Source organism: Micromonospora inyonensis, from assembly GCF_900091415.1.
Taxonomy (GTDB): Bacteria; Actinomycetota; Actinomycetes; order Mycobacteriales; family Micromonosporaceae; genus Micromonospora; species Micromonospora inyonensis.
Genome location: NZ_FMHU01000001.1, coordinates 2,367,675 through 2,380,722, shown reverse-complemented (window position 1 = coordinate 2,380,722; position 13,048 = coordinate 2,367,675). Strand labels below are relative to the sequence as shown.

Below are 13,048 nucleotides of genomic sequence, written 5' to 3'. Positions count from 1 at the left end.
GGTTCGAATACCGGGCGGACGACCAGCTCACCCACGAAGCCGGACCTCGATCATGACGGCCAGATCACGGACGGTCTCGTACCTCTCGTAGTCGAAGTCGCTGTCGGCGAAATCGACGTCGTGTTCGCGTTCGAAGGTCGACAGGATGTAGGCCATGTCGATCGAGTCGATGCCGAGGTCACTGATGCGTCGATCGGCGGTGACGGACGGAGCGAACGCGTCGGTGCGGTCGGTGAGTAGGGTGATCAGCCGGTCGAGAGGACTCGATTGCGACATGTCAATGCTCCAAAATTGATTCGGACACGGAGATGCCGACGTGTCTGCCTGGAGTGTCAAGCCGAGCCATCAGGCGGTCTCCCGGCTTGATGTCGGTGCAGTTGCGGACCTTGCCATCGGCGTCGAAGAGCCGGACGTGCCAGTCGTCCTGCACCATCGCATTGATGAATGTGTCCTCAACTCGGCATCGCAGCAGCCTCAGGGGTCGTACTTCGTTCTTTATCCGACCCACCACGACCGGCCGCGCGGTGCCGCTCGTGGAGACCGCGAGCGCCGTTTCGCCAGCCCGCAGATCGGTGATGTACGCCGTTCGTCCGTTGGGGGCCCACACGTAGGAATGCACGCCGCCGGCGTTGACCCGAAAGGGCCGCAGGTTCATGTACGGCAGGTGGTGGACCTCCGCGCAGACGAGCAGCGCACCAGCGGAGGTCGAGCCGACGAGCATGCCCTCGTTCTCTTCGAACGTCGCGGCGGCGTCGACGCAGCCCCGCATCCCCATACCGATCGAGCGACTCTCGACCACCTCGGCGTCGACCAGCTCCAACCGGTCCGTGCGTCGCTCGGCGAACGTCCGGGCCAACTGGTCGATCTCGGCGATGGTGGACACCGGCAGTAGCACCGCGTGCGGGCCGTGTTCGAGTACGCCCATGGTGACCAGGGCGTCGTTGGCGGACGAGATGTTCTTCACCACCACCGTGCGCCGGGACTGGGCCTCGGCGATGAGCAACTCCAGCGGGATGTTGGTGGCGTCGGCGAAGTTCAACATGACCACGTCGGCGAGGTCCAGCGTCCGCACCGCGTCCCGGAGCCCATCCGCGTCGTCGATGTCGATCCACACACCCCGCGACCACCGGCCGGGAAGACGGCCGAGGGTGACGCCGGGGGCGCTTACGACGGTCAGTGGCCGCTCCGGGTCCAGGTCGTCGAGTTGCCCGGTCTCGTCGACCATGACCATCGTCCGGACCCGTTCGGGCAAGTGGTCGGCCGGCAGTTGGGCGGGGCGGAGCAGGACACCGCTGACGGGCGTATGGAGCACCTGGGTCAGTCGCGCGGGCAGATCGCCGTCGAGGTGACGCAGATCGCACCAGACGGGAATGCTCTTCAGGCTCTCGGTCATCGATGCTCCCCGCTTCCGTCGTGGACGGCGGCACGCAGCTGTGCCAACGCCTGCCCTGGGTCGTGGTGTTGGAAGATGTTGCGTCCGACACATGTGCCGGCGGCACCGACGGACATGGCGTCCTTGACCATCGATGGCACCGCCTCCCACTGGTCCGCCTGCTCACCCCCGGCGACCACGACGGGTGCGAAGCAACCGGTGACCACCTCTTCGAAAGAGTCGGGGGTCCCGGTCCACGGCACCTTGACGATGTCGCTGCCCAACTCGGCGGCGACCCGCGCAGCGTGCGCGACCTTCGCGGGTTCCGCAGTCGGATCCACGCCATGGACGTAGGTCATCGCGAGCACTGGCATACCCCACTCCGCGCAGGCGTCGACGACTCGCGCGAGTTCCGTCAGCATCGTCAGTTCTTCTGGGGCGCCGAAGGTGACCTGCACGGAGACGGCGTCGGCACCGAGCCGGACCGCCTCGACCACAGTGCTGCTCGGCACCTTGACATGCCCCCGGCCGGACAACGAGGTTCCCACGGAGAGGTGCATCACTAGGCCGATCCGTTCGCTGAGCTCGACGGGCACCCGGCGAATAACTCCCCGGTGCGCGATCACCGCTGTCGGCGCGCCTTCAAGAAGGACCGGCAGTGCCTGGTCGATGTCGGTGAGACCACGTATCGGACCCAGCGTGACCGGCTGGTCGATCGGCAGGAGCACGGTCCGACCGGACCGGGTCGGCAGCAGCCTTTGGAGCCGGCGTTCCCGGCCGTTTACCACCACATCTGCTCCCCGGCGTTGGAATCCACTGTCGATGGCTACTTTTGCGCGGTGAGAGCCCGGGGCAGTGCCGCCTGGCAAGAACCTGCCAGGCGCAGCGCCTCGAATACCCGCCGTCAATACGGTCGGCTGTATGAAGCCGAGTGACGCGCCGACGCGAGAGTCCGTACACGGCTGCGGGACATGATCGATCATGGGAACTCCGTCGGCTGTTCACCCGTCCGGGCTACCGCATTCGACCACGAGCTACCACGGCCGGAACACTTGGAGCGGTCCGGTGGGATCGCCGCGGACTGCCTGATCCACGGCTTGGACGCCGTCCGTGGCTGACCGGGCGAGACATAGCGGAGGCGTACGTCGACGGCACGGTCCATACGGCGCGGACGTGCCCCGCCCTCGGCGGCTACGCGGTCACGCCCAGCCCCTGCTCACCGACCGAGTGCACGGCATGCCAAGCGCGACAGCGAGGCAGTCGACTGCGCCCTGACGAACGCTGCACGGCGCCGGTGGGGTGTACGCCCGATGGCCATCGCGCGGGCCGATCGACGGCCGAGTTCGCAGACCGGACAACGACGGGGGACGTTGATGACAGGGAATGTTCGGCGAGTGCCGGCGGTTCATGCTTACTGGTCGGCTCCGCGGCAGGACGACACCGCCGTCGCCAGGGCTTCCGGCAGGTGGATGCCGCCGATCGAGGAGATCGTCACGGCAGTGCACAGCGCGCTGTCGTGGCGCCGTTTCCACGGTCCGGTGACGCTGTACGCCGACACGTCGACCGCGCGCTACTTCCACGACCACGGGCTGGCAGACATCTACGACTCGATCAGGACCAGCGAGGTCGACGGGATCGACACTAGCCGTTTTTCTCCGACCGTGTACTTCTCACTGCCGAAGATCGTCGCACTGCGGCACAGCGCGGCACCGGTCGCGATCCTGGACCTGGATTTCTTCCTACGGGGACCGATCCGTCCGCCGGGAGACCGCGAGTTCGTCTTCGCGCACCACGAGACCTTGGACCGTCGGATCTATCCGAGGTTCACCGACCTGACCAACCCCCACAACCTGCAATTTCCGGGCTGGCGAGACGATCTGCCCGCCTGCAACATGGCATTCGCGGCTTTCGGTAGTCAGGCGCACCTCGACGCGTACACCGAGTCCGCTCTGGCTTACGCCGAGGACAACGCCGCGCCGGGCGACCTTCACCCGGTGGCCCGCGTGACCTTTGCGGAACAGCGCTTGGTCGCGTATTGGGCGGACCGGCTCGGGCTGACCATGCGGCCGTTGACCGCCTCGACGTGGGACGTCGGTGCGGGAAAGTGGACCCGGGGCGAACCCGACGCGATGTTCCACCACACCTGGCACGCGAAGCGACTGCTCGACCCGTCGGGCCGTGACCGACTGCGTGCACGGCTGGTCCAGGAGTTGCTCGACCGGTTTCCGGACGCGGCCCGTCTGCTGGCCGGGGTGCCCGAACTCGGGCCGTTCCTTCGTAGGCAATCGCCACGATCGGCCACGGCCGGGACCGTACCGCCCGCAACTCCAGACACGCATCCAACGACGCCACACCGAAGTGCGCGACAAGATCAGCAGCCGTACGCTGCCGAAACCTCGCCGCCAACGGCGACAACCTGACGGGAAACCCAGCCCACCTGTGTGGACTTCTCCCTGAGTCGTGGACACCCCGAGACTGGACGTTGGTCCCGAGGAAGGGGTGCCCCCTGTTGGGGCGTCCGCACGTTCTCCGACGGCTCGGATGCGGGCATGGCCACGGTTGACGGCCCCACCACACAACCCGTGACCAGCACCGTCACGATGGAGGGGCTCAGTTCCCGAGCTGTGCGCGGAAGCGCTCCTCGTCGGCCTTCTTGCGGTTCTTGACGACTTCCACCGCGTTGATCTGCGGATCGTTTCTGTCGAAGACCGCCTTCTTTCCGTCGGGGCTCACGAGCAGCGGTACCGTGGCGCCGACCGCGCCCCCGAGGGTGTGGGAGTCCTCCGGGACCTCGCACGGCCCCGGCGTTGTTCTTCTATGCCCGCTTTCATCGTGGTTTGCTAGATGCCGTAGGCGGCGAAGGCGTCGGCGCGGTCGTGGAGGTCGCGGCGGGCGTGGGCGATGTTGACGCGCCCGGCGAGGCGGAAGGTGTTCATGGCCAGGTTGCGCATGGCGGCCAGGTTGCGGGGCGCCGCACTCGTCCTGAGTTGGGAATCGTCCTCGCTGAAGGTGACGTCTCGGATCCAATGCAGACGATTTTCAACAGACCAGTGTCCTCTCGCATAGGCGTTGAGGTGCTGCGGGCTGGCCTGTTCGGCATCGAGGCTGACGATGCCGTAGATGATCTGTTTGCTGGTGCGCACGCCGTCGAGTCCGCCGGTGTCACGGCGGAGCCGGAACACTTGCCGGGCGCCGGGGAACAGCCGGCCGTCACATGGTGCGACGCGGATCGTGCGGCGTTCGGTGCGTCCGTGCCCGCGATCGGAGTCGATGTTCATGCTGCCGGTGAAGACTGTGTCGGTGCCGGACAGCAGCGCCTGGGCGGCCTGCAGGGCGAGCGGCTGATTCCCCTTCAAGATCAGCAGATAGTGGGCGTTCAACGGTCCGGTGATCAGCCGGGCGGTCTTCTTCGTGGTGTGCAGGGCGTCCAGGGTGAGCAGCATGCCGGCCACATCCAACGGGGCGAGCAGATTTTCGGTCACGGTGGTCTCGCCGCGCTTGCCGGCGACCTGGCGCTGGCCCAGGATCACCGCCCGGTCATGCGTGACCGCGGCGACCAGGAACACCTGCCCGGTCTCGGTGCGGGTGCCGTGCAGCAGTTTCCCGTCGATCGCGACCGCGGGCAGCAGCCCGGCCGGTGCGGGGTGGGTCACCGCCCGCGTCGCGGCGCGGCGCTGTTCACGCTCGGCGGGCTCGTCGGTGGCGGTGGGGATCTGCGGGGCCGGGACGTCGCCACGCAGCACGTCGGCCGTGTAGCCGCAGGTCGCCGCGTCGAGAGCGTCGCCGTCGACCGCGGCCAGGACCCGCCGGAAGGTGCGCTCGCTGGGCACCAGATAGCGGCCGGTCAGTGGGTTACGGCGGGCGCCGAGGCGGTGCAACACGTCCTGCGGAGTCCGGGCCGCCCACTGCCGGATCGCGGTCAGGCCGTCGTTACCGACCACGAGGGTGGCGCACGCGGTCAAGACCAGGATCACCAGCAGCGGATGGCGCAACCCACGCGGCCGTCGCGGATCCGGTACCTGAGCCAGCCGTGCCGCCAGCGGGGACACCACCCGCAGCGGATCGGCCGAAACCGCGGCGAGTTCGGCTTCCCACAACGCCAGATCGGCGAGGTGGTCAACAACAGGGTCGATCAGGGAAGATGACGTCACGAGCGCGGCTCCAGCGATGAACTTCGAGGCTAGTCACCCGAAAGATCATCAGGAGCCGCGCTCATCCTGCAACTCGCCCCGTGTCCAGTTCCCCACACGGACATAACCGCTCGATTGGGAACAACGCCGGGGCCGTGCGGGACCTCGAGCTTGGTTTTCTGTCCGTTCGGCCCCGCGAACTGGACGATGTAGGCCCACTTCACGTCCGAGTTCCGGACGCTGGGGAGCGGGACTGCGTAGATTTCCGTGTTTGACCTGGGTGTGGTCCGTTGGACAGGACGTCGATCCTGTCCGGGAAGGACCACGTTATGGCAGACAAGAAGAACGCTGCTCAGCTTCCGCAACCGACGGCGGCAGAGATGGAGTTCGCTCAGCAGTTGGTCGAGCGGGCCAAGGCCCAATGCCACGTAGCCTAATTTGATCATGGGGTTGGACTGGGTCTTTGTGGATGGTCGGCGTGGTGGCGTGACCGGCAGGTCGGGTGCTGGTGTGCTTGCCGGTCATGTCCGAGACGGTGGCGGTGACGGCGGATCAGGTGTCGTTGGGGGTGCTGGTGTCCGCGGTGCCGCGGGATGCGGTGGACGCGGCGGTGGCCCGGTTTGGGGTTGGGGCCAAGCGGTCGGATGGGAAGCTTCCGCCGCATGTGGTGGCCTATCTGACGATGGCGTTGTGCCTGTTCGGTGAGGATGACTACGAAGAGGTCGCCACGAAGGTCACCGGGGCGTTGACCCGGTTCGGCTGCTGGGACGCCGCTTGGTCGGTGCCGACCGCGTCGGGGATCAGCCAGGCGCGGCAGCGGCTGGGCGCGCCGGTCATGGAGGAGATCTTCGAGTCGGTGGTGCAGCCGGTGGGCACGACTGATACGCGGGGGGCGTGGCTGCGGCGGTGGCGAGTCCTTGCTATTGACGGCTTCGATGTGGACCTGCCGGACACGCCGGGTAACGCCGCCGAGTTTGGCTACGCCGGCTCGGGGGGCAACCGGTCGGCGTATCCGAAGGCGCGGGTGGTGGCGTTGGCCGAGTGCGGCACGCACGCGTTCCTGGCCGGGGAGGTGTCCGGCTATGGCACCGGGGAGCAGACATTGGCGATGCGGCTGTACCCGCGGCTGCGCCGCGATGAGCTGCTGACCGCCGACCGGGGGTTCTACTCCTTCGACGCCTGGTCTGCTGCGGCGGGCACCGGGGCGGCGTTGCTGTGGCGGGCGCCGACCGGGCTGCGGCTGCCGGTCGTGCGGGTGCTGGCCGACGGCACGTATGTGTCCGTGGTGATCAACCCGAAGATCCGCGGCGCCCGCCGGGACCGCGTCGTCGCCGCTGCCCGCGCTGGGCAGGATCTGGCCCCTGAGCTGGCGTATCTGGTACGAGTGGTCGAGTACGACGTGCCCGACCGCGACGGCAACGGCACCGGCGAGCTGATCGTGCTGCTGACCACCGTCCTCGACCCGGCCGAGGCCCACGCGGACGAGCTGGCCGAGGCCTACCACCTGCGCTGGGAAGAAGAGACCAGCAACGACCAGCTCAAGACGCACCTACGCGGCCCGGGCCGTCTGCTGCGCTCAAGGCTGCCGGAGCTGGCCTACCAGGAAATCTGGGCCTGGCTGATCGTCCACCACGCCCTCGCCGCGTTGATCACCCGCGCGGCCGAGGCCGCCGACCTCGACCCCGACCGGATCAGCTTCACCCGCGCGCTGCGAATCGCCCGCCGTACCGCCACCGGGACGGCGGGCATTCCCCCCTGGAGACTGGACTGACCACCTGCCCCACGCACTCGCCGAGCTGGGCCGCAAGCCGCTACCGCCCCGCCGGCACCGCAGCTGCCCCCGGGCGGTCAAACGAGCCCGCCACAACAGCTACCGCGTCAAGAAACACCACGAACCGGCCAGCATCCGCCACGACGGCCCAGCGACCATCCGGTTCTAGTACGGCAGCCGCCGTTTGAGATGTTGCTGGTGAGGCGCGGTGGACGTGAGGCGGCCACCGCGTGATCGTCTGTGCGTTGTGGACACAACTTCAGATCTTGCGGTGGCCGCGTGCCACAGCGTAGCTGTTGGTCGGTGGGATCGGGTGCTGGCCGAGGTGCTGGGCTGCTTCGCGGGCCGGTTCGGGCGGGTGGAGCCGCGTCGTGCGGCGGGGCAGTTCGTGACGGGGCTGCTGGCCGACATCGAGGTCAAGACGTGTTGGCAGTTGGCTGAGCAGGCCGGGCATTCCCGGCCGGATGCGATGCAGCGACTGTTGTACCGGGCGGTGTGGGACGCCGACGCCGTCCGCAACGACCTGCGGCAGTTGATCACCTCCCGGTTCGGTGGGCCGGACGCGGTCCTGGTCGTTGACGACACCGGGGACCTGAAGAAGGGCGTGCACACGGTCGGGGTGCAGCGGCAGTACACCGGCACGGCGGGGCGGGTCGAGAACAGCCAGGTCGGGGTGTTCCTCGGCTACGCCGGCGTCGATGGGCACACGCTGATCGACCGGCGGGTGTATCTGCCGGTGTCGTGGACCGAGGACCGGGACCGTTGCCAAGCCGCCGGCGTGCCCGACGAGATTGAGTTCGCCACCAAGCCGGAGCTGGCCGCCGAGATGATCACCGCCGCACTGGCCGCCGGAGTGCCGGCGGGCTGGGCCACCGCGGACGAGGCTTACGGCAACAGCGCCACCTTCCGCGCTGGCCTGCGCGACCACGAGATCGGCTACGTCTTGGCGGTGTCCCGCAGCCACCTGGTACCGCTCGACGGCGGTAAGACCCGGGTCCGCGTCGACTGGATCGCCGCTGACCTACCGGACTCGGCGTGGCAGCGCCGCTCAGCCGGCGCCGGGTCGAAAGGGCCGCGTCTCTACGACTGGGCCTGGCTCGATGACGTGTGCACCGATGCCGACCCCGACGACGGCGGCCGACACAGCCTCCTGATCCGCCGCAACACCAGCACCGGTGAGCTGGCCTTCTACCGCTGCTGGACCCCCAGGCCAGCCACCCTCGCCCAACTCGTGCGGGTCGCCGGCATCCGCTGGACCATCGAAGAAGCCTTCCAGGCCGCCAAGGGCCAGGTCGGCCTGGACCAGCACCAGGTCCGCCGCTGGGACTCCTGGCACCGCTTCACCACCCTCGCCCTGGCCGCCCTCGCCGTCCTGGCCATCTGCGCCGCCGACGCCACCCACGACGAGCCCAGCGACACCGGGCTGATCAAGCTGACCGTCAACGAGGTCCGCCGCCTGACCAACGCCTGCATCATCCGTCCGATCATCGACCTCGCCCACCGTTTGCACTGGTCAGGCTGGCGACGCCGCCATCAAGCCCGAGCCCGGCGAGCCCACTACACACGCCGCCTCAACCTGGAACTTCAGCCATGATCCCGAACGGCGGCTGCCGTACTAGGGCCTCAAACCCCCACCACCGGCGGACCCGCCCGCCGCCACCAGCCAGAAAGGACTACCAGAAACACCCGGCCAGACCCGCCCAGCCAGCCGGCGTCAACACCACAGCCCGGACACGCTGACCCGCCCGCCGCACCACACCCGCCGGAAGCCCGTCCGGGCACAAACGACCAGCACAACAACATGATCAAATTAGGCTACGTGGCATTGGGCCAAGGCCGACGGGGTGTCCCTGGTCGGGCCGGGTGGGCTCCTCGCGGGAATCACCCGCACCGTGCTCGAGTCAGCCCTCGATGCCGAGTTGGATGCTCACCTCGACGGGGCTGGTGTCGACGAGCAGTCCGGTCGGCGGGCCAACGTCCGTAACGGGCATGGGGCGAAGACGGTGCAGACCGAGGTCGGCCCGGTGCGGATCCAGGTGCCCCGGGACCGGGCCGGGTCGTTCACCCCGCGGATCGTGCCGAAGCACGCCCGCCGTCTGGATGGGTTCAACGAGGCGATCCTGTCGCTGTACGCGAAAGGTCTGACGACCGGGGAGATCTCCGCTCATCTCGCCGACGTGTACGACGCCGACGTGTCCCGGGAGTTGATCAGCAGGGTCACCGACAGCGTCGTGGACGAGATGGAGGCCTGGCGGCAACGGCCCCTCGACAGGATCTATCCGGTGGTGTTCATCGACGCCCTGGTGATGAAGATCCGGCAGGGGCAGGTCGCGAACCGGCCCGTCTACGTCGTGGTCGGCATCAGCCTCGACGGGGAACGTGACGTCCTCGGTATGTGGGCCGGCACCGGCGGGGAAGGCGCCAAGCAGTGGGCCGGCTACCTCACCGAACTACGCAACCGGGGTGTCGAGGACGTGTTCATGGTCTGCTCCGACGGGCTCAAGGGCATGACCGACGCGATCGAACAGGTCTGGCCACAGGCGGTGCACCAGCAGTGCGTCGTCCACTTGGTGCGGGCCAGCCTGCGCTACACCAACCGCAAGGACTGGCAGAAGATCACCCCGGCGTTGCGGGAGATCTACACCGCCCCCACCGTCGCGGCTGCGGAGGCCCGCTTCGAGGCGTTCGCTACCGAGTTCGGCGACCAGTACCCGGCCGTGATCCGGCTCTGGCGAACGTCCTGGCCGCAGTTCGTCCCGTTCCTCGACTACGACCACGAGGTCCGCAAAGTCCTCTACACCACCAACATCATCGAGAGCCTGAACGCCCGGTTCCGGCAAGCCGCCCGCCGGCGCGGGCACTTCCCGACCGAGCAGGCCGCGATGAAGGTCCTCTACCTCGTCGTCCAGCAGAAACGCCGGGGTGGTGGGAGCATCACCGGCCGGGTCTACGGTTGGGCCAAGGCCCTCAACGCCCTGATCCTCGCCTACGGCGACCGGATCACCATCTAACAACCTCGATCACACCACAGGCCCAAACACGGAAATCGACACACTCCCGGTAACCCCCTACTGGTCACGGCCTGGATGAGGTCGTCTGGTCGGCGGTCGGCGCGTCGGGTGGCGCGGGCGATGTTGGCGTCGTCGTTGACGCGGTGGTAACCGATCGCGGTGTTACGTAGGGTTGCCATGATGGCGGGTCCGGTGCCGGTCCGGGCCTGGTGAAGATCCTCACGGAATGTCATGTCTCTGACGTGATGCACCTGATTCTCGATCAACCATTCTGGTCTGGCCCATGTTTGCAGGTCGGCGGGCTGGGCGTCGGCGGCGGGCAGTGACACGACCAGGTACGCGGTTTCGCGGCTGGTCTTGCCGCTGGTGGTGCGGGTGCGGGTGATCCGGACGGCCTGAGCGGCGTGCGGGAAGCTGATGCCGCCGGGAGTCTGCAGCGTGACGGCTTTGACGGTGCGGGTCTCGGGTCGGCCGTGTCTGCGGTCGCGGGTCTGGTCCCCGATCGGGATCTGCGCCCAAGGCAGTGCCTTGACCTGCCGGAACAGGGTGGGCTGGTTGGCCTTGGCAGGCAGTAGCAGGTGCGCGCCGCGGGCGGTGATCTGCTGAGCGTGCCCGGTCTGGGTGTGCAACGCGTCGGCGACGAAGACCACCCCGGCCAGGCTGCCCAGCACGGCCTCGACCGCGTCCAGCAGCGGGCCGAAGGCAGGGATTTCATTCGATTTCGCGGCCACGGTGACCTGCGCGAGGACGATGCCGGTGCTGGTGTCCAGCGCGGACAGCAGGTGCACCTGCCCGCCGTCGGGCCGGCGGGCGCCGCGCAGCGTCTTGCCGTCGATGGCGATCACGGTTCGGTACCGGTGCGGCCGGGAGGCCACCGGCTTCACCCGGGTCAGTAGCCAGCCGGCCAGGACCGTGGCGAGCAGGCCGTCGTCCAGCCTGGTCAGCAGCCGCCACACCGTGGTCCCGGCCGACACGCCCCGGGGGGGGTGTCCCTATGGGTTTCGTCAAGCGGGGACGGGCGTGCTTGGGCGGGGTTGGTAGGGGATCTTGTCGCGGAGCATGGCGAACAGGACGTCGCAGCGGCGTCGGGCGAGGCAGATGAGGGCGGCGTTGTGGCGTTTGCCTTCGGCGCGTTTGCGGTCGTAGTAGGCGCGGCTGACCGGATCGGCGAGGGCGGCGAACGCGGCGAGGAAGAAGGCTCGTTTGAGCTGCTTGTTGCCGCCGCGGGGTGGGTGTTCGCCGCGGATGCTGCTGCCGGATCGTCGGGTCACTGGGGCGAGGCCGGCGTAGGCGGCGAGGTGCCCGGGGGTGGCGAAGGCGGTGCCGTCGCCGACTTCGAGCAGGATCCGGGCGGCGGTCCTGACTCCGATGCCGGGCATCGAGGTCAGGACCGGGGCGAGAGGGTGCGCATCAAGCATCCCTTCGACCTCGCCGGCGACCTGGTCGCGCTGGCGCAGGACGTCGCGGAGGCTGTCGGCGAGGCGGGGCAGGATCGTTTCCGCAGCCTGCGTGCCGGGGACGGTGACGGTCTGTTCGTCGAGTGCGCTCATGACCTGCTCGACCAGCCGGTCGGCCAGGCGAGGGGCGTGGGGCCCGGCGATGGACAGCAGTTTGCGGCGGCCAGCCCTGCGTAGCCCTGCTGGTCCGCCGCACCGGGACAGCAGCTCCAGCACGGCCTTGTGCTGCACTTTCGGCCCCAGCACTCGTTCCAGGGCAGGATGGATCTGAGTCAGCAGCCCACGGATCCGGTTCGAGATCCGGGTGGCCTCGCCGGCTAGATCGTCATCGAAGCCGACCAGGACTTCCAACTCGGCCAGGGCCTCGTCGCCGACGTCGACCCGCCGCAGCGTATGCGGAAGGGTCCGGGCGGCGTCGGCGATGACGTAGGCATCACGGGCGTCGGTCTTCGCCGTGCCCGGGTGCAGGTCAGCGATGCGACGCATGGCCAGGCCGGGCAGGTAGGCCACCTGATGACCGCGGGCCCGAGCGACCGCGATCGGCAGGGCGCCGATCGAGGCGGGCTGGTCGACCACCACCAGAACCCGGCCGTGCCGGGCGAGTTTGTCGAACAACTGCCGCAGCCGAGCCTCCGTGTTCGGTAACGCCGCGTCATGCAGCCGCTTGCCGCCCGGAGCCAAACCGACCGCGTGGTGATCACCCTTGCCGACGTCCAAGCCGAGGTAGACGCCGTATCCGTCGTTCACCAGACCCGCCTCCACGCATCGCATCGTGGCCTCGGCCGCAGTCAGGGCGTCGGACTGCCGGCAGCCACGTTACGAAGAGACCTACCCCAACAGAGCGGGTGGCCGTGTCCCTATCAGCGGTCCGCCGACGCCACCCGACCCGGCGACAACACCCCCCGGATCATCAACGACAGGGGCAGGAAGTCATACCGGGCCGGGCGACCGAGGAGTCCCCGGCTGGGGACGATCAAAAAGGTAACGGGGGGGAAACCCAGCCGGACCTGTGCCGGCTCGTCCAGGTCGTACAGCCAATCGGTGATCGCGGCGAACGACGACGCCCCGGCCAGGACCGCGCACACCGCGACCGTCAGCAGCGCGGCCAGGGGGTAACGCACGCCGCGCGGGTTCCGCGGGTCCGGAATCGCGGACAACGCAGCCAGCAGCCCACGGCGTTCACCGTCGGTGACCGGCGCGGGGAGGACACCGCTGCCGGGGGTTGTCACGGTCAGTACGGGAATGAGGGATGATGCCATTGCGGGTGAGGTCTCTTCTGGTGTCGTGAAGCGTCGAGAACTCCATGA

The 13,048-nt window shown here is 68.4% G+C and carries 11 protein-coding genes and 1 pseudogene; 4 read left to right on the top strand and 8 right to left on the bottom strand.

What is annotated here, in order from left to right:
* Nucleotides 1–27: 27 nt before the first annotated feature.
* From GA0074694_RS10730 to GA0074694_RS10720, 3 genes are read right to left on the bottom strand one after another with little or no spacing between them, the layout of a single operon-like run.
* Nucleotides 28–276 carry an acyl carrier protein gene (locus GA0074694_RS10730; protein WP_091456355.1) on the bottom strand — a complete coding sequence of 83 codons (249 nt, stop codon included), beginning with the start codon at nucleotides 274–276 and terminating at the stop codon, nucleotides 28–30.
* Between the two features lies 1 nt (nucleotide 277).
* Entirely contained in the window at nucleotides 278–1,393 is a 1,116-nt protein-coding gene (locus tag GA0074694_RS10725; RefSeq protein ID WP_176737850.1) for a 3-dehydroquinate synthase II domain-containing protein, read from the bottom strand.
* Entirely contained in the window at nucleotides 1,390–2,355 is a 966-nt protein-coding gene (locus GA0074694_RS10720) for a class I fructose-bisphosphate aldolase (protein ID WP_091456346.1), read from the bottom strand. The genes GA0074694_RS10725 and GA0074694_RS10720 overlap by 4 nt, the downstream gene beginning before the upstream one ends.
* Nucleotides 2,356–2,841: 486 nt before the next feature.
* Here GA0074694_RS10720 and GA0074694_RS10715 point away from each other — a divergent pair, with 486 nt between their 5' ends.
* On the top strand, nucleotides 2,842–3,792 hold the full coding sequence (locus GA0074694_RS10715) for a hypothetical protein (RefSeq protein WP_091456343.1): 951 nt from the start codon (nucleotides 2,842–2,844) through the stop codon (nucleotides 3,790–3,792).
* 190 nt (nucleotides 3,793–3,982) lie between these two features.
* On the opposite strand, the gene GA0074694_RS33610 is transcribed toward GA0074694_RS10715, so the two are convergent.
* Nucleotides 3,983–4,105: a hypothetical protein gene (locus tag GA0074694_RS33610; RefSeq protein WP_281189868.1), complete on the bottom strand. Its 123-nt coding sequence runs from the start codon at nucleotides 4,103–4,105 to the stop codon at nucleotides 3,983–3,985.
* A 107-nt stretch (nucleotides 4,106–4,212) separates the two neighbouring features.
* Nucleotides 4,213–5,523, bottom strand: a complete 1,311-nt coding sequence (locus GA0074694_RS10710) for an ISAs1 family transposase (RefSeq protein ID WP_091450652.1) — start codon at nucleotides 5,521–5,523, stop codon at nucleotides 4,213–4,215.
* Nucleotides 5,524–6,025: 502 nt separating this feature from the next.
* Between GA0074694_RS10710 and GA0074694_RS10705 the strand changes: the two genes are divergently transcribed.
* The 3 genes and pseudogenes from GA0074694_RS10705 (at nucleotide 6,026) to GA0074694_RS10695 (ending at nucleotide 10,284) form a co-directional block, all read left to right on the top strand.
* Nucleotides 6,026–7,273: an IS4 family transposase gene (locus GA0074694_RS10705; RefSeq protein ID WP_091458950.1), complete on the top strand. Its 1,248-nt coding sequence runs from the start codon at nucleotides 6,026–6,028 to the stop codon at nucleotides 7,271–7,273.
* 328 nt (nucleotides 7,274–7,601) lie between these two features.
* Nucleotides 7,602–8,867: an IS701 family transposase gene (locus GA0074694_RS10700; protein WP_141714129.1), complete on the top strand. Its 1,266-nt coding sequence runs from the start codon at nucleotides 7,602–7,604 to the stop codon at nucleotides 8,865–8,867.
* 215 nt (nucleotides 8,868–9,082) lie between these two features.
* Nucleotides 9,083–10,284 (top strand): annotated as a pseudogene (locus GA0074694_RS10695) (IS256 family transposase).
* On the opposite strand, the gene GA0074694_RS10690 reads toward GA0074694_RS10695, so the two are convergent.
* From GA0074694_RS10690 to GA0074694_RS34125, 3 genes are all read right to left on the bottom strand, one after another.
* Complete coding sequence (locus GA0074694_RS10690; protein WP_245714737.1) at nucleotides 10,281–11,240, bottom strand: ISAs1 family transposase; 960 nt, start codon at nucleotides 11,238–11,240, stop codon at nucleotides 10,281–10,283. The pseudogene GA0074694_RS10695 and the gene GA0074694_RS10690 sit on opposite strands and share 4 nt — an antisense overlap.
* Nucleotides 11,241–11,288: 48 nt before the next feature.
* On the bottom strand, nucleotides 11,289–12,512 hold the full coding sequence (locus GA0074694_RS10685; RefSeq protein WP_141714041.1) for an IS110 family RNA-guided transposase: 1,224 nt from the start codon (nucleotides 12,510–12,512) through the stop codon (nucleotides 11,289–11,291).
* An 89-nt stretch (nucleotides 12,513–12,601) separates the two neighbouring features.
* The gene (locus tag GA0074694_RS34125) at nucleotides 12,602–13,000 is read right to left on the bottom strand and encodes a transposase family protein (protein ID WP_425413589.1); all 399 of its coding nucleotides are present in this window, start codon (nucleotides 12,998–13,000) and stop codon (nucleotides 12,602–12,604) included.
* Between the last annotated feature and the right edge of the window lie 48 nt (nucleotides 13,001–13,048).